This window comes from Salinicola endophyticus (assembly GCF_040536835.1).
In the GTDB taxonomy this organism is placed as follows: Bacteria; Pseudomonadota; Gammaproteobacteria; order Pseudomonadales; family Halomonadaceae; genus Salinicola; species Salinicola endophyticus_A.
Genome location: NZ_CP159578.1, coordinates 1,289,099 through 1,310,684, shown reverse-complemented (window position 1 = coordinate 1,310,684; position 21,586 = coordinate 1,289,099). Strand labels below are relative to the sequence as shown.

Below are 21,586 nucleotides of genomic sequence, written 5' to 3'. Positions count from 1 at the left end.
GACACCTTGAGATACGCCTATATTTCGAAATCATCTGCAAACGAAAGCCATGAAAAATGGCTCAGGATCGATGACAAAGGCATTGGCTTCTTGCTAGCGCCAATTCTCAGAAGCGCTAGTTTTACAGAGAGCCATGATGGAAAAATCTGGCACCTGGGCTTCTTCCAAAAAAAATTTAGCCGAAGCCTTTTCAAGATAGAGCTGAAAGTCGAGTTCTCGGACTCCCCCAAAGCTGCGGACGAAGAAAGCAATTATTTAGCCAAGGCCATGTGGCTGCCTCGAGAACAGGCTGTTTCCAGAGAAGACATGCGCCGCCAGTCTTCCGAATTCTTGAGGCATTCTAATGCCCTGGGGCTATCCAGCTTTGTAGAGACAACTCGAGATCGCGATTTTGTCACAGACAGAAAAGGGCTTGTCTACGTATCCAATGACGAACACCAATTTCATCGCGTCCTATTATGCCTTGCGCTAACGGTAGCCTATGGCAGAGTGATTCAACGCTGCATAGAAAAGCTGGTCGACTCCATCAACAGCGGCAACTCTTCAGAGCTTTCCAAGCTTTACAAGGAGGTGCTCTCCTACAATGCCACTGACTACTTTGGCCAACCTGTCGAGCTCGACCGGCACGAGCTTTTGGCCGTTTGGAAAAAACTAAAAACACACTGGCACATCGATGAACTGCACAACGAACTAGTCCAGCAACTATCAGGCATTGCCGAACTCATTGAAGAGGAACGCAAGAAAGAAGACATCCAACAAAGGCACCAATTTTACGCAAATCAAAATAAAGCCTGGCAGAAAGAGCAACAACTTTGGCATCAAGAGAACCAGCGCCTGAAGCAATTGCACGCTGAAGAACGAGAAAGATTCGAGCAGGAAATATTGAATCACAAGAGGCTCACCAACGCGTACCGGGAACAGAAAGAGGCACAAGCGGCCAGCCAGCAAAGAGTCGAAAAACAGTACAAAAAACTAAACATCGTCCTTGTGATCATAACGGTAATCTTTACAGCCATCGCAACGCTCAGCACAACGCCTTCCGACATTTACAGATCACTTCAGGAGTGGTTTTCTTTGCTAACACGTTTCTATTCATGGGTCGCCACCCATGCTGTAGAATTGTGGCCATGGCTTATTTCCCACCTTGGATGACCCCTATTTCATGAGCATCAGCACCACCATCAAGAGCATCCAGGACATCATGCGCAAAGACGTCGGCGTCGACGGCGACGCCCAGCGCATCGGCCAGCTGGTCTGGATGCTGTTCCTGAAAATCTACGATGACCGTGAACGGGAATGGGAGCTGGTCTATGACGACTACGTGAGCCCCATCCCCGAGCAATTGCGCTGGAGAAGCTGGGCCGCTAACTCGGAGGGGCTGACTGGCGATGGCCTGAAGGGCTTCATCGACAACACCCTCTTTCCAAGGTTGCAACAGCTGGATGCCGGCGGCGACGCCCGCGCCGCCGTCATCCGCAGCGTGTTCGAAGACGCCTACAACTACATGAAGTCCGGCCAACTGCTGCGCCAGGTGATCAACCGCATCGAAGACGGTATCGACTTCAACGCCTCTCAGCAGCGTCACGCCTTCGGCGACATGTACGAGCAGATCCTCAAGGACCTGCAAAGCGCCGGTAATGCCGGTGAGTTCTACACACCGCGCGCCGTGACCGAGTTCATGGTCAACCGCATCGATCCCAAGCTCGCCGAGACCGTGCTGGATCCGGCCTGCGGCACTGGTGGCTTCCTGACCTGCGCCATCGAACACAAGCGCAAGCACTATGTGCAGACCCCGGACGACGAGCAAACACTGCAACGCAGCATCTACGGCTGGGAGAAGAAACCGCTGCCGCACCTGTTGGCCACCACCAACATGATCCTGCACGGCATCGAGGTGCCCAGCCAGATTCGTCACGACAACACCCTGAATCGCCCTTACCGTGACTGGGGTCCGAAGGAACGTGTCGATGTCATCGTCGCTAACCCACCGTTTGGTGGCACCGAAGAAGATGGCATCGAGAACAACTTCCCGGCGGAATTCCGCACTCGTGAAACCGCCGATCTGTTCCTGGCGCTGTTCATCCGCCTGCTGAAATATGAAGGCCGCGCCGCCGTGGTGCTGCCGGACGGTTTCCTGTTCGGCGAGGGCATGAAGACGCGCCTCAAGGAAAAGCTGCTCAGCGAGTGCAACCTGCACACCATCGTTCGCCTGCCCAACGGCGTGTTCAACCCCTACACCGGCATCAAGACCAACCTGCTGTTTTTCACCAAGGGCCAGCCGACCGAACAGGTGTGGTACTACGAGCACCCCTATCCAGAGGGCTATAAGAACTACAACAAGACCAAGCCTATGCGCGTCGAGGAGTTCGCCACCGAGATCGACTGGTGGGGCGACGAGGCCGATGGCTTCGCCAGCCGCCAGGAAACCGAGCAGGCCTGGAAGGTCGGCATCGAGGAGATCAAGGCGCGCAACTACAACCTGGACATCAAGAACCCCTGGCAGGAAGAGCAGGTCAGCCACGACCCCGACGAGCTACTCGCACAATACGCTCGCCAGCAGGCCGAGATCCAGGAGCTGCGCGATCAGTTGAAGACCGTGCTCGGCGACGCGCTCAGCCGAACGCCTCAAGACCAGGCCGAACAGCAACAAACTGAGGAGTCGGTATGAGCACTAAGGAGCTGATAACCGACCATCTCGACCTCTGGACCGGCGCCGTGACGCACAAAAGCGGCACGGGGCGTGGCAACAACGGGAAAATCGAACTCACCGGTATCAAGAAGCTGCGCGAGCTGATCCTGGAGCTCGCCGTGCGCGGCAAACTGGTGGAGCAAGACCCGAGCGAAGAGCCCGCCAGCGTGCTATTGGATCGTATCGCCGAAGAAAAGACCCGGCTGGTCAAGGAAGGGAAGATCAAGAAGCCGAAGAACCTGAAGGAAGTGGCGGACGAAGAGAAACCGTTTGGGCTGCCAGAAGGGTGGGCTTGGGCTCGCATGGAGGCCGTCAGTGAATATATCCAGCGTGGAAAGGGCCCGAAATACGCAGAATCAGGCAAGGTACGGGTTATTTCTCAGAAATGCGTCCAATGGTCAGGATTGAATCTAAGCACCACGCGCTTTGTCGATGACAACAGCCTGAATGGCTATCAGGATGAGCGATATATCCGAAAAAACGACATCCTCTGGAACTCTACAGGCACAGGTACTGTTGGCCGAGCCATTGTAGTTAAAGAGCCGCAGCACTCAACTGTTGTCGATTCACATGTGACAATAGTTCGCCCACTGATTACCGAGCCATGTCATATCCTGAATTACATTTCATCTCCCAGCATTCAGAAAAGAATAGAGCCTGACCATAAAGACTCCTTGGTATCAGGAAGCACTAAACAAGTTGAATTAAACTCAGGTTCAGTAAAGCTGCTTGCAGTTCCATTACCTCCCTTGAGTGAACAACACCGCATCGTAGAAAAAGTCGACGAGCTAATGGCCCTCTGCGACCGCCTAGAGCAGCAGGTCGGCGATCAGCTTGAAGCCCATGAGGTGTTGGTCGATACCCTGCTCGATGCCCTCACCCGCTCCACGGATGCCGCCGAATCAACCGAGAATTGGGCCCGCGTAGCCGAGCACTTCGATACCCTGTTCACCACAGAAGCCAGCATCGACAAGCTCAAGAAGACCATCCTCCAATTGGCGGTGATGGGACGACTGGTGGAGCAGGACCCCGGCGACGAGCCCGCCAGTGTGCTGCTGGAAAGAATTGCCGAGGAGAAGGCGCAACTGGTCAAGGAGGGGAAGATCAAGAAGACAAAGAAAATTCCTGACGTAACTGAAGATGACTTTCTCTTTGAACTTCCAAAAGATTGGGCCTGGACTCGGTTTGAAAATATTGTAGATCCGAAATTTTCTATTTCTTACGGCGTACTTGTTCCTGGTCCTGAGCCAAAAAATGGCGTCCCTTTAGTTAGGGTTGCTGACCTGTCTTTGAGCAACCCTTCTGATCAGCCAGAGAAAAGCATCTCCCATGAGGTTGACAAAAAATTCGCTAAGACTCGACTTAATGGAGGAGAGATCCTTCTCTGTGTCGTGGGAAGCATCGGAAAACTTGGTGTAGCTCCAAACAGCTGGAAGGGAGCGAATATTGCACGAGCGATTTGCCGAATCATGCCCACCAAGCTGGTTTCAGAAAGCTATATCCTGATGCTATTGCAAACAGAGTTCATGCAAGTTAGGTTCGGCAAGGATACGCGAACTTTGGCACAGCCAACATTGAATGTCGGTCTCATAAGGAGTGCATCTACTCCGCTGCCCCCATTTGAAGAGCAAAAGCGCATCGTCGATAAAGTCGACAAGCTGATGGCCCTCTGCGACCAGCTCAAGGTTCGCCTGGCCAAGGCCGGCGAGACCCGCAAACACCTTATCGAAACGGTAGTGGAACAGGCGGTGGGCTGATGGCTTACGATCGCCCGTGGAAGTCGTTTCAAGAGCCGTTGGCGCTGCTCACCCTAAGAAGCATTGGGCGTAATGTCATCAAGGCAGTCTGCTCAATACCGGGTGGCATCGACGGTTGCAGGCTCGTTGTGCCGCATTCCAGGCGGAGGCTATCGCTGGAGGATATGGGAGCTCCATCGGGCTGGGCGCGCTGGTGAACCAAGTAAGGCGGCGAGAATACAACCAAGCCCCCGCGTAAGCTCGTGAGAGCCAAGAAGCGGGGGCCGTGTAGACAACCATGAAATAGCATCCCCCATGGGCTAAGCAACGCTATTCACAACCAAACCGCAAGAAGGCGCCTAAATGGCCATTGAGCAAGGCATCTGGAAGCTGGCAGGTACGACGGGCGAGTTGCCGCAAAAACTGCGGCCTACGGGCTTGGCTGACGAGGGGCTGCTGGAAGAGCAGATCATGCAGGATGTCTCGATCCTCAATCGAGACTGGCTGCTAATCGGCCGGCAGGTACGCACCGGCTTCGACAAGCTGATCGACCTGCTGGCCATCGACGCCAACGGCACGGTCATCGTCATCGAGCTCAAGCGCGACAAGACGCCCCGCGACGTGGTGGCTCAGGCCATCGACTATGCCTCCTGGATCGTCACCCTGGCCGACTACCAGCTGATCGAGATATACCAGGCCTTCGCCGAACGCCATCAGCGCCCTCACGCGTCTCTCGAGGAGGCGTTCGAGGCCAAGTTCGGCATCCCGCTGGATAGCGTCACCCTCAACGAGAATCACCAACTGGTCGTCGTCGCCACCCAGCTCGACGCCAGTAGCGAACGGATCATCAACTACCTCAACGCGCATGCCCAGCTCTCGATCAATGCCATGTTCTTCTCAGCCTTCGAGGATCAGGGTAACCACTATCTCAGTCGCGCCTGGATGATCGACCCGGACGAACCCACTCAACCAGCCGTGCGCAAGACACGTAAATCGCCCTGGAACGGCGAGTTCTACGCCTCCTTCGGCGATGACCGGCCTTGGGAGCTGGCACGCCGCTATGGCTTCATCGCGGGCGGCGGTGCGGCCTGGTACTCGAAAACGTTGGCGATGCTCTCGGAGGGAGACCGTGTCTGGGTCAACATCCCCAAAACCGGCTATGTCGGAGTCGCCGAGGTGATGGGAGAGCGCTGCCGCGCCGATCAATTCATGGTCGAGACGGAACAGGGGCCCTCTCGGCTACAAGAGATCGTCACCCTGAACGAATATCCGCACATCCACCGATCGGTGGCAGAGGGAGAGGAGGAGACAGCGGAGTACCTCGTGCCTGTTCGCTGGGTAACCTCATTCCCTACATCGCAGGCATTCAGCGAGGTGGGTCTATTCGGCAACCAGAACACCGTGTGCAAGCCGACAACCCCGAAGTGGGAACACACCGTTACCCGTTTGAAGCAGGCCTGGGGCATCAACTGAGGGGCGAAGTCCTGTTTTCCCCTAACCAACGATGCCACCGCTGCCGCGCGTAGCCTTCCCCAGCAAGCGAAGTCGCGTCAGCCAATACAACCTGACGAGGGACTTAACATCCCTCGCGCTCTTCGCTGATCTACCAGCCAGGCATTCCATGCCCCCTCTGAACAGCACAACGCGCTGAACCGAACCGCCTGGGCGTTGCCCAAGAGATCGGCCCGGCACGCCGTTCGTCTGCGCGGGCAGCACGGCATAGCGCCAATCGCGGGGTCGAGCGCGCGAAGCGCATCAGTTGGAGAAGCTGGTGCTTGGATATAGGCAGTTCGAGAGTAGGCACTCGAGCCCTGAAATGGTCCGGGGTAGACCTGAAAGACGGGAAACTGTGGTGGGCCCAGTAGGACTTGAACCTACGACCAAGGGATTATGAGTCCCCTGCTCTAACCAACTGAGCTATAGGCCCTGAAACGCGGGAGCCGTATGATACCCAAAGCCGGGGGCGCAGACCAGACGTTGCCCCGCTCGTCTCTGTCCAGGGAGGACACCATGTCATCGAATACGCTTTTACGCCGCGTTGCCGGCGTCGTCCTGCTGAGCGCCGCGTCGGCGTTCGGCGGTGTGGCGCAGGCGGCGTGGCAGATGGACCCCAGCCACTCAAAGGTCACCGCGGAGGTGACCGAGATCACCAGCAGCGGCCAGCGGATCCCCCATCAGCACGCGCTCCAGCGCATGGAGGGCGAGATCAGCGCGGATGGCACGCTGCGGCTGCCGGTGCGGCTCAACCAGACCGATCTGCTGGATCGGCTGGGCCAACTGCCGCCGTGGATGTCGTCGCTGACCAACTCCACCCTGGTCACGGTGGTGACCCAGCTGCCGCCGGAGCGCATCAACTCGCTGCGCGTGGGGCAGTCCACCGTCGAGGTGCTGAAGCTGCGCACCGATGCCAACGGCGAGCAGCGCCAGGAGCGCCTGCCGGTGCGCTTCACCCGCGAGGCCGAGGATCGGGTCCGAGTGCGCAACGCCGAGCCGGTGTCGCTGGATGGCAAGCAGCTGATGAAGAACGGCACCGTGCGCACGATCCTCTCGCTGCTGGGCTATCAGCAGATCGGCGATGAAGTGCCGGTCACGCTCGATGCCCTGCTGGTCGACCGCTGATTCATGAGTGGGCCTGCCGGTATGAGCCCGAGGATGGGCGCCGATGCGCCCGTGAGCACGAGCGCTTCATCTGAGACGCTGCCGCCGGGTTGCCAGGGTGAAAGCACCGCCTGGCCCTGGCCGCAGCCGCTCGCGGGGGCGCACTGTGCCCGGCTCCACTTTGCTGTCGATGCACTGAGCGAGGCGGATCTCTCGGCGTGGCAGGTCGCCCTGCCGGAGCGTCTGGCCAGTGCCGCCGCCAAGCGCCGCGCCGAGTATCTGGCCGGGCGTTTGTGCGCGCGGCAGGCGCTGGGCGCGCTCACCGGCACGCCCGCCACGCCGCAGGCGGATAGCGAACGCCTGCCGCTGTGGCCCGCGGGCTGCGTGGGCTCGATCACCCATAGCCAGGGGTTGGCAGCGAGCGTGGTGGCAAAGCGCTCGTGCCTTGCCGGTATCGGCCTGGATGCCGAGGGCGAGCTCGACCCGGCCCGCGCGCAGCGCCTGGCGCCGCAGATTCTGGTGGAGAGCGAGCGCGAGTGGCTGGCAAGCCTGCCGCCGGCGCAGCAGGCGGCCTTCGTGACCCAGGTGTTCTCGCTCAAGGAGAGCCTGTTCAAGGCGCTCTATCCGCTGGTGCGCCAGCGCTTCTACTTTCCCCACGCTCGGCTGGTCGCGTGGCAGCCCGCCGCCGGTGCGGTCACGCTGGAGCTGGGCAAGACGCTGTCACCGCAGTGGCCGGCGGGGCGTAGGCTCACTGGCCAGGTGGCACGGGTGGATGGCTATCACTTGACGCTGGTCACGATTCCGCGACAATCGTGAGCAGGCAAAAAGTTATCTCTCACACTATCCCCTGAGACGCTCGCCCGAGACCTGACTCTCATATCCGACACCTGACCCTTACACCTTCTGCTATGGAAACGGACTCTCCATGATCAAGTGGATTCTCATCCTGCTGTTCATTGCCAGCGTGCTCTATACCCACTATCGGGGTCGAGTGCGCCATCGGCCGCTGCGTCAGATCTCCGACCACTCGACCTTCATGGCGCCGATCAATGCGCTGATGACCCTCTTCGGCCGCGACAAGGACCAGCCCTATCACGACCTCGGCAACTACCCGGAGCTGGAGCGTCTGACCGGCAACTGGCAGGAGATTCGCGACGAGGCGATGGCGCTGCAGGACCATATCAAGGCCTCCTCGCGCTATGACGATGCCGGCTTCAACTCCTTCTTCCGCCGCGGCTGGAAGCGCTTCTATCTCAAGTGGTACGGCGAGAGCCACCCCTCCGCGCGCCAGCTCTGCCCGCGTACCACCGAGCTGCTCGCCGGCATTCCCAACGTCAAGGCGGCGATGTTCGCCGAGCTGCCCGCCGGCAGCCATCTGACCCTGCACCGCGACCCCTACGCCGGTTCGCTGCGCTACCACCTGGGGCTGGTGACACCCAACGACGACCGCTGCTATATCGATGTCGACGGCGAGAAGTACAGCTGGCGCGACGGTGAAGCGGTGATGTTCGACGAGACCTACCTGCACCGCGCGGAGAACGGCTCGGATCAGGACCGCCTGATTCTGTTCTGCGATATCGAGCGGCCGATGAAGTACGGCTGGGCGCGGCGTCTCAACCGCTTCGTCGGGCGCACCCTGATGGCCGCCGCCAGCTCGCCCAACGATGACAACGACCGCACCGGCGGCCTCAACCGCGCCTTCAAGTATCTCTACGCGGTGCGCCGCCAGGGCAAGGCGCTGAAGAAGCGCAACAAGACGCTCTACTACGCCATCAAGTGGGCACTGTTCGCGCTGGTGGTGATCGCGATCATCGCCTGGTAAAGAAGAGACTGGCAGCAAGTAGCGAATGAAACGTATTATCGTTTACTCGCCAGAGCGTCGATGGCATCGCCGTCATGCCATCGACGCTACCGCACTGCTTTTCGCTGCCAGGTCTCGCCGATGCCCACCTCCCCCACCCCGGATACCGTGCCCGCCGCTGGCGTGGCCCCCCACCGCGCCCTGAGCGTCGACGATTTCGCCCACTTCGAGCGGCGCTACCATCTCGCCCACCGTTTCCCCGACTTCGAGGCTGGCCGCCCCGGCGGCTCGCGCTGCGTGGTCGAGGGGCGGATCGCCGAGTGTCAGCCATGGCCCGGGTGCCAGTGGGTCAGCTCGGATATCGGCATCGCCCAGACCTACGAGAGCCACGCGCTGCCCGGCGCGCCGCCGCATCTGTCGATCATTGTGGTGCTCGAAGGTGAGGCCGAGCTGGCACTGGGTGGCGAGCGCTGCCGGCTGCTCGCCGGCCAGAGCGCCCTGCTCGACTATGACGTGCCCGACGACCCCATGCGCGAGGACACCGTGCCCGACGCCACCCCGCCACCGCCGCTGAGCGCCCGCCATGTGGCCCAGCCGCGGGTGCGGGCGATCAACCTCACCCTGCTGAAAACGCCACAGGCACCCCATCTCTCTCCCTGGCTAGCACGCCTGGCGCTGGGTAACGGCTGCCGCAGGCTCTCCCTCTCCGATGCGCTGCTGCGTAGCCTCGAAGAGTCGCTGCATTGGCCGGCGGGCGCCCCCGGTACCGAGCTGATGACCGAGGGTCTAGCACTACAGATGCTGGGGCAGGCGCTACAGCACGGCGCGGGTATGGATAGCGGCGAGCACCGCGCCGCGGAGGCCGCCGGCGCGCTGAACCCTCGGGACCGCGCGCTGCTGGCCCGGGTGCATGCAGAGCTCGAACGTTATCCGGGCCGGGCGCACTCCCTCGACGCCCTCGCCCGGCTCGCCTGCATGAGCCCCAGCGCCCTGCGCCGCAAGTATCGCTGCCGCTACGGCCGCTCGCTGTTCGATCAGCTGCGCGAGTTCCGCCTGCGCCTGGCCCACCGCCTGCTGCGCGAGGGCCTGCCGGTGCAGGAGGCGGCGCGCCACGCCGGCTATCGCCATGCGACCAACTTCGCCACCGCCTTCCGTCAGTTCCACGGCGTGTCGCCCAGTGAAGTGAGAAGCGAACGGTAAGAGGTGAACGGTGAGACGCGAACGCTGAGGGTCGAATAGACAAGCTCGAACAGCAAGCGGGGCAAAACGTGCCCGTCGATGCGAGCGCCTTGGCAGCACGCATAGCTTTTGTGGCATTCGGCATAGGCGGCGGCCCGGCCTAATCGTGAATAATTCTCGATTACATCCACGCACATTCGATAACAGGGAACACCATGCCGGCCATGCGCTACCGCTCTCCGTTCACCCTCTGCCTGCTGGGCGCCTCGCTGCTGCCACTCAGCGCCGCCGCCCAGAGCGCGGCTGACCCGGCGAACGCCGATCTCGATACCTTCACCGTCACCGCCCCGTCGGCGGCGACCAAGACACAGACGCCCTTCATCGAGACCCCACAGAGTGTCTCCAGCATCGACCGCGAACAGATGGATATCCGTCATGTGCGCAGCGTGCGGGAAGCGGCCGAGTACACCCCGGGCGTCTATACCAATCAGGTGGGGGCCTCCAACCGCTATGACTATCTGGTCATGCGCGGCTTCTCGGATGGCAGCCTGAGCAACGTCTATCTGGATGGGCTCAAGCTGATGGGTGACACCAACGGCTACAGCTCGATGGTGATCGACCCCTGGTTCCTGGAGAACGTGGAGATCGTCAAGGGGCCGGCCTCGGTGCTCTACGGGCGCTCTTCCCCCGGCGGTCTGGTCGCCCTGACCAGCAAGCAGCCGCTGTTCAGCCCGCGTCACGAACTCCAGTTCAGCAGCGGCGATCACGACCGCCGCAGTGCCGCCTTCGATCTCTCCGGCCCGCTGGGCGAGAGCAGGCGCGTCGCTTATCGCCTGGTCGGCCTCGGCAGCAAGGCCGACACCCAGTTCGGCCCGGTAGAGGACGAACGCTACGCCATCATGCCCTCGCTCACCTGGGATGCCACCGACGACACCACGCTCACCGTGATGGCCTATCTGCAGAAGGACCCGGAGGGCGGCTACCACTCAGGGGTGCCCTATGAGGGGGCGGTCAGCCGGCGCAATGGCCGGCATATCGACAACGACTTCTTCGACGGGCAGGACGACTTCGACAAGTTCGAGCGCTACCAGCGCCTGTTCGGCTATCGCCTGGAGCACCGCTTCAGTGATGCCGTGGTCGCGCGGCAGAAGCTCAGCTATCTCAACGCCGATGTGCGCATGGATCAGGTGGCCCAGCTCGGCTGGATCGATGACACCAACCAGCTCGCCCGCGGCTACTACGGCGCGCGCGAATCGCTGCAGGCGTGGACGCTGGACAACCAGGTCGAGGCCAAACTGAACGATGGCTTCATCGATCACACCGTGCTGGTGGGGATCGACTACCAGAAGCGCAAGAACGACGTCACCTATTCGAGCGCCGGTTTTTCCCCCATCGACCCGTTCGCCCCGCGTCGCGACGGCGGCTTGACCAGCGCGCGCAGCGTCTACGCCGACGAAACCCACCATCTCGACCAGACCGGCATCTATCTGCAGGACCAGATGGCGCTCGGGGGCTGGCGTCTCACCCTCGGCGGGCGCTACGACTGGGTCGATATCGAGAACGACAACCACCTGGCCGGCGGCAGCGACAGCAGCCTGGACGCCACCCAGTTCAGCGGGCGCGCCGGGCTGCTCTACCGGTTCGACAACGGCCTCGCCCCCTATCTGAGCTACAACACCGCCTTCACGCCGACGAGTTTTACTGGCGCCGACGGCGACCTGCTCGAACCGATGGAGGGCCGCCAGTGGGAGACCGGGCTCAAGTATCAGCCGCCGGGCAGCCGCAACCAGTACAGCGTGGCGCTATTCCGCATCAACCAGGAGAACGTCGCCACCAAGGAGCAGCCCGACGATGACTACCGCTCGGTGGGCGAGATCCAGTCCCAGGGGGTCGAGCTCGAGGCGCGTACCTGGCTCTCGGAGGCCTTCTACCTCCAGGCCGGCTACGCCTACACCGACATTACCTACAAGGAGAGCGACGTCCCCGGCGAGAGCGGCAATTACGCCATCTACGCGCCGCGCCACCAGGCCAGCCTGTGGGCCCATTACGATGTCGCGCACGGCGCCCTGGCGGGGCTGGATGCCGGCGTCGGCGCACGCTACTACGGCGGGATCTATGCCGACCGCCAGAACAGCGAGACCCTGCCCGACTACACCCTGGTCGATGCCACCCTGGGCTACGACCTGAGCGAGATCGGCCTCAGCGGCGTGGACGCCCGGCTCAACGTCGGCAACCTGCTCGACAAGTCCTACGTTGCCTCGTGCAACTCGCTGACCTACTGCTACTTCGGCGCCGAGCGCAATGTGACCGCCACGCTCTCTTACCGGTTCTAGGCGCTCAGCGCGTCGACTCCGCAGGCGACCCCGCCCCCTCTGCCACCGGTGCGCCCGCAGATGCCGGGCGCACCGAACGCGCCAGCCAGCGCGGGGTGCGCGAGGTCATCTTCAATAGCGGCACCAGCAGCCACAGCATCGGCGCCAGCACCCAGCGGTAGACGAAGCGCGTCACGATCAGCAGCGGCCACAGCACCACTAGCCACACGCCGAACTGGCCCAGCCACACCGGCCAGCCCAGCCAGCGGGCGGCACTGGCGCCGGCCGCACTGATCAGGCTGGGGTGGCGCACCACCAGATAGGCGCTACCCGCCACCGCGGCGACCTTGGCCCCGCGAGAGAGCGTGGCGAAACGCCCACCGACCAGCACGCCGCGGGAGGCGGCGCGTACGCCCTGCCCCTCCACCGCCGCGCCGGCGCGCAGTGCACGCCCCGCCCGCAGCACCTTGACCGCGCTGGCCATCACCAGCAGATCGACCCCGGCCCAGCCGACATCCACGGCATCGATCGACTCGCCGCGACGCCACTGGCGCTCGAGATCGCGCACGCCGCTGGTGAAGAGATCGCCGATATCGCTGACCAGGCGCTCGCTCTGCACCCGCGTCACCTCGCCATCCGGCCCGATCACGAACTCGCGCAGCAGATCGTGCCCCTCCACCGCCAGGGCCGCGATGGCCAGGCGGCCGCGCATCAGCGGCGTCAGCTCGGCAGGCTGGTCATCCTGGGCCCGCGCCTGAGGCGCGTGCCCGGTCTCGTCCTGGGCGCCGTCACCAGCGCTGTCCTGGCGGCCGCTATCCGCCTCGGCAGCCGCGCGCTCTTCGCCCCACCACTGGTCGAAACGGCTGCTGGCCTCGCGGTAGCGCTCGCCCAGCCAGTGCTGCAGCCGCAGCGTGGCGATGTCGTGCTCGCGGTAGTAGATCACCGGCAGCACGCTGTCGGCGCCATAGCGGGCGAGCACCTGCTGGAATGCCGGGTCGAGGCCGTAGTCGACCAGGACATCCCGCGCCGCGTCGCCGTAGTGGAGGATCGCCAGCCGCGCGCTCATCCACAGCGAGGGGTCGTCGGCAATGGCCAGGAACACCGCGTTGAGCGCCGGCGACTCCCGCGCCAGCATCGGCGCCTGAGATGGCAGCGCCCGCTGCGCTTCCAGCGACACCAGGCGCTGATCGAACGCCTGCGGCGAGGCCACCAGCACGATCCCCGCGGCGAACAGCAGCGCGATCAGCGCGCTCTTGAGTATCCAGCGCATCGTTTTCTCTCTCCTGGCTGCCGGTCGGGCTTGGGATGGCGGGCTGACGGCGGCGCGATCTTTTTGATAAGCGTTCGTATTTGAATTAGGATTGCATCTTGTCACGCCCATCCCCTGCGTTGCGAGGTCGTTCCGGCATGTTCGAACTCCAGGCTGCGAGCTTCGAAATTGCGGGCCGCGAGCTGCTCTCCCCGATCGATTTTACCTTTGGTGAAGGGCGCATCTACGGCCTGATCGGCCACAACGGCTCCGGCAAGTCGACCCTGCTCAAGCTGCTCGCCCAGCAGCAGCCGGTGAGCCGCGGCACCATCAGCCTCGACGGCCGCCCGCTGGCCAACTGGAAACCGCGCGAGTTCGCCCGCCATGTCGCCTATCTGCCCCAGCATCTGCCCAGCGCGGAGAACCTCACCTGCCGCGAGCTGATCGGCTTCGGGCGCTACCCGTGGCACGGTCTGCTGGGGCGGCTCAACGCCCACGACCAGCAGCAGATCGAGCGCGCCATCGCGCTGACCCACACCGAGGCCTTCGCCGACCGCCTGGTCGACACCCTCTCCGGCGGCGAGCGCCAGCGCGTGTGGCTGGCCATGCTGCTGGCCCAGGGCAGTCGCTATCTGCTGCTCGACGAACCGCTGGCCGCGCTGGATATCGCCCATCAGGTCGAGGTATTGGCGCTGGTGCGCAAGCTCTGCCGCGAGCTGGGCCTGGGCGTGGTGATCGTACTGCATGACGTCAATATGGCGGCGCGCTACTGCGACCATCTAGTCGCCCTGCACAGCGGCCGCCTGCTCGCCGAGGGCGAGCCGGGCACGCTGATGTGCGATGCCACCCTGGAAGCGATCTACGGTATCCCCATGCGGGTCATGCCGCATCCGGGGGATGAGTGCCCCATCGCGGTGCTGCCCTAGGCACAGTCTGCCCACTCTCTAGGCACAGCCTGCCCCCTCTCTGAATGCTGTCCGGGCGGCGGCCTCCGCCTGCGCGAGACAATCGGCAATCGATGACGCAACGATAGCGAGACAACGCCTGCCGGCGGCAGCGTTCGCTGTTACAAACAGCGTCTTTCCCACTCGCCTATCCTGACACAGCGCGCCGACAGCGCCGTACCCCGGCGGCGTTCGTCGCCGTGCGCGGCCGGTTTCGTCACACGATCTCACCCTCCCGTCGTACGGCGGTTTCAGTGGATGCGCCATGTCACCAATTCTCAAATACGAATCACTATCATTTTGCTTTTGATTAGTGCTAGCATCCGGGACTCGATTCGACACAAGCGATAACGTTTCGTTACCGGCAAGGGAACATCCATGAAGAAGACAATGACGCTTGGCCTCGCGGTCGTCGCCGGCGCGTCCGCACTGCCGCTGCAGGCCCAGGAATCCAACGACACCGTGGTGGTGGTGGGCTCGCGCACCCCGACCCAGATCAGCCAGATCCCCGGAACGGTCTGGGTGATCGAGCACGAAGAGCTACAGCAGCAGCTGGATACCGGCGCCGACCTCAAGAGCGCCCTGGGCAAGCTGGTGCCAGGGCTCGATCTGGCGCCGCAGGGGCGCACCAACTACGGCCAGAACATGCGCGGGCGCAGCGTGCAGGTGCTGATCGACGGCGTCTCGATGAACAGCTCGCGCGGGCTGTCGCGCCAGTTCGATGCCATCGATCCGTTCAACATCGACCACGTCGAGGTGATCTCCGGGGCCAACAGCCTCTACGGCGGCGGCGCCACCGGCGGCATCATCAATATCATCACCCGCAAGGGCAAGGCGGGCGCTCCTACCCTGCGTACCCAGGCGGGCGTGACCAGCGGGCTCAACGACGGCGACGACCTCGACTACCATCTCGATCAGTCGGTCAGCGGCGGCAACGAGCACGTCCAGGGCTATCTGGGGGTCGCCTACCGCGACAACGGCCGCCAGTTCGACGGCAGCGGCAACGAGATATTCCCCGACATCACCCAGACCGATCTGCAGGACAACCGCAGCATCGATCTGATGGGCAACCTCAATATCGTGCTCACCCAGGAGCAGTCGCTGAGCATCGGCGCCCAGCTCTACCGCTCCGGCTACGAGGGGCACCGCGGGGTCTACTTCCCCCATCTCGGCGACGCCACGCCCAACCTCGACGACGCCGAGATCCGCGACGGCTACAGCTCGGACCGCGACCCGGCCACCGATCGCAAGATGATCAATGTGCAGTATCACCATGGCGATCTGCTGGGTCAGGACTTCTATCTGCAGGCGTTCCACCGCGAGGAGGAGGCCAAGTTCAACGCCTTCCCCTACCCCTCGCCGAACTGGCGCAACCCGGACTACTACGAGTTCCGCGCCTCGCAGCAGAACACCAAGCTGAGCGGCATCAAGGGGCTGTTCGATGCCCAGCTGAGCGACAGCGTCGGCCTCACCTACGGGGTCGATCTGAGCCGCGAGAAGTTCGATGCCGACCAGATCTTCTTCGATCGTGACGTCACCAATGCCAGCGGCGCGCTGACCCAGCGCGAGGCGCGCTCCGAGGATCGCTATCCCGGCTACCAGGTCGACACCGTCGCCGCCTTCGCCCAGGCCGACTGGCAGGCGACCCGCGGGCTCAAGCTCTCGGCGGGTGCGCGCCAGCAGCGCATGAACGTCGACGTCGACGACTTCAAGGGCGTCCCTGGCGGCAGCAACCACTACGATGCCACCCTGGTCAACGCCAGCGCCCTCTACGACTACGGTAACGGCCACCAGAACTGGCTGCGCTACAGCCAGGGCTTCGAGCTGCCCGACCCGGCCAAGTACTACGGCAAGAGCCCCGACATCAGCGTCTCGGCCAACCCGCTGAGCGCGATCAAGACCGATCAGGTCGAACTCGGCTGGCGCTATCAGGGCGGTGGCTGGAGCACCCAGGCGGCGGTCTACTACGCCTGGTCCGACAAGGCGGTGGAGAACGCCGAGGATCTGAGCGTCGAAGTGATCGACGAGAAGAAACGCGACTACGGCCTCGAGGGCGCCGTGACCCGCTACTTCGACAACGGCTTCGAGGCCGGCAGCACGCTGAATCTGGTGCGCTCCGAGCAGAAAGACGCCGACGGCGACTGGAAGAAGCGCGACGCCCGCTACGCCTCGCTCTCCTCGGCGACCGCGTTCGTCGGCTGGTCCGACTTCGAGCGCTCGGTGCGCCTGCAGGCCAACCACGCCTTCGACCTCGAGGACGACAACGACCGCGAAATCGACGGCTACACCACCTTCGATCTGCTGCTGAGCCAGCAGACCGGCTTCGGCAAGTTCAGCCTGGGGGTGGAGAACCTCACCGACAAGCAGTACTCCACCGTGTGGGGGCAGCGCGCGACCATGTTCTACTCGCCCTACTACGGCCCCGAGTATCTCTACGACTACCAGGGCCGCGGCCGCACCTACAGCCTGACCTGGTCACACCAGTACTGACGACGCAGGGATCGCCTCCCGCCGAGCCGACGCCCACCCGAGTGGTGGGCGTTGGCCTGTCGTTCGTCCATCCATCGTCATCATTCCCGCGTGCGACGCCCCGGCGCCCTGAGCCCTTCTCTCTCTGCAGGCGACCCCTCCGCGCGCGACGAACCCTCCACGCGCGACGAGACCCGTCGCGACGATGCCTTTAGCAAGAACCCCTGATACGAACCTTCACGCAACGCTGCGTATCGCGCGTTGACACCCACCTCTAATATGATAATAATTCTTATTCTCAAATTTTCAGCGAGCGTGGCATGTCCTTACCTCCCCTGTGGCGCCTCGGCGCCTGCGCTGCCCTGCTGGGCCTGGGTCAGAACGGCCTGCTGGTGATGCTGCCGCTGCTGGTGGCGCACTTCGGGCTGCCGCTGTCGCAGTGGGCGGGGTTGATTCTGCTCGGGTCGATGCTGTTTCTCGTCGGCAGTCCCTTCTGGGGTGGCGTCGCCGACCGGCGCGGCGCGCGGCTGGTGGTGGTGCAGGCGCTACTGGGCTATCTGCTCAGCTTCGCGCTGATCGCGGCCGCGCTGTGGGCCTCGGTGGCGGGCCTGCTCTCGCCGCTGGCCATGCTGGTGGTGCTGGCCGTGGCCCGGGTGCTCTACGGCCTGACGGTGTCGGGCATGGTGCCGGCCTGCCAGCAGTGGGCGCTGGCATTGCACCCGGGTGGCGAGCGTCTGCCGGCGCTGGCCGCGGTCAGCGCCGGCCTCAGCAGCGGCCGCCTGCTCGGCCCGCTGCTCGCCGCCGCCAGCCTGAGCCTGTCGGTGTATGCGCCGTTCGCGCTGATGCTGGTGGCCGGGCTGCTGGCGCTGCTGCTGCTGCCCGGCGTCCCGCAGCCGACCCGCGACACGGGCACTATCGATACCGCGCATTCCGCCGCACGCGACACCACCGCGCAGTCACCCCAGGGCATCGCCCGCCGTTTGCCCCCGCGCAGCAACCTGGCCTATCTGGCCATGGCACTGCTGCTGGCGATGTCGGTCTCGCTGATGCAGCTGGGTCTGCCGGCCTCGCTGCAGCAGGCGCTGGCGATCGATGCCACGCGTGCCGGCCACTGGATGGGCGTGCTGCTCTCGCTGGGGGCGGTGGGGGCACTCGCCACCCAGATCGGGGTGGTCCGAGCCCGCCGCCTGGAGAGCCGCGCGCTGCTGGCACTGGGTGCCGCAGGGCTGGCGCTGGGCTATGCCCTGCTCGCCGCCACCGCCACGTTCACACTCACGCCGGGTCTGTATATCGGCCTCGGCCTGCTGTTCGCGCTCGGCGTGGTGCTGGCGAGCACCGGCGCCGCCCTGGCCGTCCCCGGCTATACCGAGGCGGCTACCCGCCACCAGGCCCAGGGTACCAGCGCCGGCCTGCTGAGCATGGCGCACACCCTGGGCTACGGCCTGGCGGCGCTCTGCGTCAGTCTGATCGACCCTGGCCGCCTGCTGCCCCTGGCACTGATGGCCGCCGTGGCGCTGCTGCTGCTGATCCCGCTGGCGCGCCGCGGGCGAAGCGGCGAACGCACCGCCATGGCCCGGCATGGCGGTCACCCCTGATGCCCACCCACCTTCACGTTGGGGCCGCATGCATGACCGCCCATCCCTGACACGTTACGAGCCAGAAACAGCACGAACTAGAAACGCCACGACCCGAGAACACCACACGCCGGAAATCCCACGCGATGACCCTGAATCAACACACTCAATTAAAATGAATGATTTTTATTTGCCTTAGCATTCTCAAAAGGATTCTCGGAAAAGGAGTCGTCCCATGCCGAATACCACGCCCTCTGCGGCCCCCTCGCGCGTCGATCTCGCCGCGAGCTGTTTCTTCAATGCGCTACTGCGCGAGTGCTCACACTGGCGGCTGGTCAGCGACGCGAGCGGTGAGCGTGCGGTGCTGCCGCTGAGCGACGGCGAGCTGCATCTTCGCCTGCACCACCGCAGCGCCAGCGGCGAGTGCCGCTTCGTGTGGCCGCCGCACCAGGTGCGTCACGGCACATCGCAGCCGCTCGACTTCGCCACGGCGCTGGATCGGGTGCTGGCGACGCCGGCACTGGTCGGCGAACTCGACGCCGACTCCCGCGCCCGCTTCCGCGAGCGGGTGCTGGAGAGCCGCGCCAATACCCAGGAGAGCTTAGAGGCGCGGGACGATCTGACCCGGCTGCAGCAGGGCCCGCTCGATTTCGTCGCCGCCGAGCAGGGCCTGCTCGCCGGCCACGCCTTCCACCCCGCGCCCAAGTCGCGGGCACCCTTCACCGCGCAGGAGGCGCAGCGCTACTGCCCCGAGCACCGCGCCCGGGTCGGTCTCGCCTGGTGGGGTGTCGCCCCCGAGCGGGTGGTCGAGGCTTCCAGCCGCGACCAGAGCGCCGCCGAGCTGGCCGCCGACCTGCTGCCCGCCGAGCTGGCCGCGCGGCTGCCGATGAGCGCGACCGGGCAGGCGTTCGTCGCCCTGCCCATGCACCCATGGCAGGCCCGGCACCTGCGCGCGCAGCCCGGCGTGCAGGCGCTCGAGGCCGCGGGTGAGCTCGTATGGCTGGGCGAGAGCCAGGCCGAGTGGTACCCCACTTCATCGCATCGTTCGCTCTACGCCAGCGGTGCGCCGTGGATGGTCAAGGGCTCGCTCTCCGCCCGCCTGACCAATTCACTGCGCCTGCTCAGCGTCAAGGAGGTCACCCGCGGGCTGCGTCTGGATGCCTGGATGCGCGATCTCGATATCGCCCGGCGCTTCCCCGGCTTCAACGTGATGCAGGAGCCGGCCTGGCTCGGCTGGCGTGACGCCGAGGGCGAGGTGGATGCCGCCAGCCTGGTGCTGCTGCGCGAGAACCCGCTGCAGCACGCGCCGCAAGCCGAGGCGGTGGTGCTCGCCACCCTGACCCAGCAGCCGCTGGCGGCTGAGGGCGAATCGCTGCTCGCCGCCCGGGTCCGCGCCGCCGCCAACCAGCGCAACGAGCCGCTGGCCGAGGCCACCCGCGGCTGGTTCGCCGCCTTCTGCGAGCGGGTGCTCACACCGCTGTTCGGGCTGGTGGTGGAAGAGGGCATCGTGCTGCTGGCGCATCAGCAGAACATCGTGCTGCGCCTCGACCAGGGCTGGCCGGTGGGCATGGACTACCGCGACTGCCAGGGCAGCGGTGTGAGCGACCACTTCCTCGCGCGCCATCCGCAGCTGGCCGAGACACCGGAAAACCACTGGTCCCGCGACACCCTGCGCCGCTACTTCCTCTACTACCTGCTGATCAACTCCACCTTCGCCGTCACCAGCGCCCTGGCCGCCGACGGCCTGGCCGAGGAAGCGCTGCTGCTGGCCGATCTGCGCGCCCATCTCGAAGGCCTGCGCGAACGGCTCGACGGCGATCTCGACTGCCTGGATCACGCCCTGAACGCCGCCGAACTGGAGGTGAAGGGCAACTTCTTCTGCTACCTGAGCGGCGTCAACGAGGCGACCCTGGGCAACCCCGCCCGCCTCTACCTGCCGCTGCGCAATCCGTTGACGGCCCCGCTGATCCACCCCCTCGACGGCTCGCAGGCAGCGCCGACCGCGACGCCGAACGCCAACCGCCCCACCGGAGCCATCGCATGACTGCTACGTCGCCAGACACGCTGCAAGACACGCCGACAGACGCACTGACAGCCACGCCCGATCACTCGCTCGGCCAGACCGACGCTGCCAAGACACGCGGTGCCGAGAACTCGCTTGCCTTCCTCGCCGACCGCGCCGCGCGCCTGAACGCCACCGGCGAGCGCGCTCCGCACTCGCTGATCGCAGTCCTCGATGCCGCCTTCGCCCGCCACCCGACGCTGGAGCTGCTGGTGCTCGAAGACGCGGAGTGGCAGGCGCACCCGGACTGGCCGACGCTCATCGCCACCCTGGGCGGCCCGCGGGTGCTGCGCTCGGTCTTCTATCAGCAGCCGTGGCACTGGCTGCGCCATGCCCCGCCCACCCCGGCGCAGACGCCCTTCGCCCCCGAGCTGGGCCACCCCCGGCGCCCGGCCAAGCCGAGCGGCGAGGTCTACCGGCGGCAGATGCCCAAGCTGGGCCAGACCTTCAGCCTGCGCGTGATCGAGCGCGAGCGCGACCTCGAACGCTTCGTGCGCTGGATGCATCTGCCGCGGGTGGCCGAGTTCTGGGAGCAGGCGTGGCCCGAAACGGAGCTGGCCGAATTCATCGACCAGCGCCTGGCCGACCCGCACACCCTGCCGCTGATCGGGGAGTTCGACGGCCGCGCGTTCGGCTACTTCGAACTTTACTGGGCCGCCGAGGATCGTCTCGCCCCCTACTACCCCTGGGCACCCTTCGACCGCGGCATTCATCTGCTGGTGGGCGAAGAGGACGTGCGCGGGCCGCAGTTCGTCGATGCCTGGCTGGGCGGGCTCAGCCACTACGCCTATCTCTGCGAGCCGCGCACCACTCGCCTGGTGCTGGAGCCGCGCCACGACAACCAGCGGCTGTTCCGCCATCTGGGGCGCCTCGGGCTCGAGCGCCTGCGCGACTTCGACTTCCCGCACAAGCGTTCGAGCCTGGTGATGGGCCAGCGCGATCACTTCTTCAGCGAGATTCTGTGATGCCCCGA

General features: G+C 64.3%; 15 protein-coding genes and 1 tRNA gene. 14 read left to right on the top strand and 2 right to left on the bottom strand.

All coding sequences use genetic code 11. The features are described 5' to 3' along the window. Positions 1–6 precede the first annotated feature (6 nt). The 4 genes from ABV408_RS05975 to ABV408_RS05960 all read left to right on the top strand — a co-directional run bounded on the left by ABV408_RS05975 (position 7) and on the right by ABV408_RS05960 (position 5,898). A complete protein-coding gene (locus ABV408_RS05975; RefSeq protein WP_353981536.1) occupies positions 7–1,152 on the top strand; it encodes a hypothetical protein in 1,146 nt (381 codons plus the stop codon). Between the two features lie 10 nt (positions 1,153–1,162). Continuing rightward, the gene (locus tag ABV408_RS05970; protein WP_353981535.1) at positions 1,163–2,668 is read left to right on the top strand and encodes a class I SAM-dependent DNA methyltransferase; all 1,506 of its coding nucleotides are present in this window, start codon (positions 1,163–1,165) and stop codon (positions 2,666–2,668) included. Then, positions 2,665–4,446 carry a restriction endonuclease subunit S gene (locus ABV408_RS05965; RefSeq protein WP_353981534.1) on the top strand — a complete coding sequence of 594 codons (1,782 nt, stop codon included), beginning with the start codon at positions 2,665–2,667 and terminating at the stop codon, positions 4,444–4,446. The genes ABV408_RS05970 and ABV408_RS05965 overlap by 4 nt, the downstream gene beginning before the upstream one ends. Positions 4,447–4,788: 342 nt before the next feature. After that, positions 4,789–5,898 carry a hypothetical protein gene (locus ABV408_RS05960; RefSeq protein WP_353981533.1) on the top strand — a complete coding sequence of 370 codons (1,110 nt, stop codon included), beginning with the start codon at positions 4,789–4,791 and terminating at the stop codon, positions 5,896–5,898. A 377-nt stretch (positions 5,899–6,275) separates the two neighbouring features. Here ABV408_RS05960 and ABV408_RS05955 read toward each other — a convergent pair. Further along, positions 6,276–6,352, bottom strand: a tRNA-Ile gene (locus ABV408_RS05955). A gap of 83 nt (positions 6,353–6,435) precedes the next feature. Here ABV408_RS05955 and ABV408_RS05950 point away from each other — a divergent pair. The 5 genes from ABV408_RS05950 (at position 6,436) to ABV408_RS05930 (ending at position 12,336) form a co-directional block, all read left to right on the top strand. After that, positions 6,436–7,044 (top strand): hypothetical protein, encoded by a 609-nt coding sequence (locus ABV408_RS05950; protein ID WP_353981532.1) that lies wholly within the window; start codon positions 6,436–6,438, stop codon positions 7,042–7,044. Between the two features lie 51 nt (positions 7,045–7,095). Continuing rightward, positions 7,096–7,839, top strand: coding sequence for a 4'-phosphopantetheinyl transferase superfamily protein (locus tag ABV408_RS05945; protein ID WP_353981531.1), 744 nt, complete (start codon positions 7,096–7,098; stop codon positions 7,837–7,839). A 109-nt stretch (positions 7,840–7,948) separates the two neighbouring features. Continuing rightward, positions 7,949–8,845 carry a lipid A hydroxylase LpxO gene (gene lpxO, locus ABV408_RS05940; RefSeq protein WP_035470987.1) on the top strand — a complete coding sequence of 299 codons (897 nt, stop codon included), beginning with the start codon at positions 7,949–7,951 and terminating at the stop codon, positions 8,843–8,845. 120 nt (positions 8,846–8,965) lie between these two features. Beyond that, the gene (locus tag ABV408_RS05935; protein WP_353981530.1) at positions 8,966–10,024 is read left to right on the top strand and encodes an AraC family transcriptional regulator; all 1,059 of its coding nucleotides are present in this window, start codon (positions 8,966–8,968) and stop codon (positions 10,022–10,024) included. 194 nt (positions 10,025–10,218) lie between these two features. Then, positions 10,219–12,336 (top strand): TonB-dependent siderophore receptor, encoded by a 2,118-nt coding sequence (locus tag ABV408_RS05930; protein ID WP_405049925.1) that lies wholly within the window; start codon positions 10,219–10,221, stop codon positions 12,334–12,336. A 4-nt stretch (positions 12,337–12,340) separates the two neighbouring features. Here the strand turns inward: ABV408_RS05930 and ABV408_RS05925 are convergent, their stop codons facing one another. Next, positions 12,341–13,585 carry a hypothetical protein gene (locus tag ABV408_RS05925; protein WP_353981528.1) on the bottom strand — a complete coding sequence of 415 codons (1,245 nt, stop codon included), beginning with the start codon at positions 13,583–13,585 and terminating at the stop codon, positions 12,341–12,343. A 137-nt stretch (positions 13,586–13,722) separates the two neighbouring features. Here ABV408_RS05925 and ABV408_RS05920 point away from each other — a divergent pair, with 137 nt between their 5' ends. From ABV408_RS05920 to ABV408_RS05900, 5 genes are all read left to right on the top strand, one after another. Further along, positions 13,723–14,490, top strand: coding sequence for an ATP-binding cassette domain-containing protein (locus ABV408_RS05920; protein WP_207035075.1), 768 nt, complete (start codon positions 13,723–13,725; stop codon positions 14,488–14,490). A 396-nt stretch (positions 14,491–14,886) separates the two neighbouring features. Next, entirely contained in the window at positions 14,887–16,998 is a 2,112-nt protein-coding gene (locus tag ABV408_RS05915) for a TonB-dependent receptor (protein WP_353981527.1), read from the top strand. Between the two features lie 299 nt (positions 16,999–17,297). Beyond that, entirely contained in the window at positions 17,298–18,572 is a 1,275-nt protein-coding gene (locus tag ABV408_RS05910) for an MFS transporter (RefSeq protein WP_353981525.1), read from the top strand. Positions 18,573–18,786: 214 nt separating this feature from the next. Next, positions 18,787–20,595 carry an IucA/IucC family protein gene (locus ABV408_RS05905; RefSeq protein ID WP_353981524.1) on the top strand — a complete coding sequence of 603 codons (1,809 nt, stop codon included), beginning with the start codon at positions 18,787–18,789 and terminating at the stop codon, positions 20,593–20,595. Then, positions 20,592–21,578 (top strand): GNAT family N-acetyltransferase, encoded by a 987-nt coding sequence (locus ABV408_RS05900; RefSeq protein WP_353981523.1) that lies wholly within the window; start codon positions 20,592–20,594, stop codon positions 21,576–21,578. The genes ABV408_RS05905 and ABV408_RS05900 overlap by 4 nt, the downstream gene beginning before the upstream one ends. Positions 21,579–21,586: the final 8 nt, after the last annotated feature.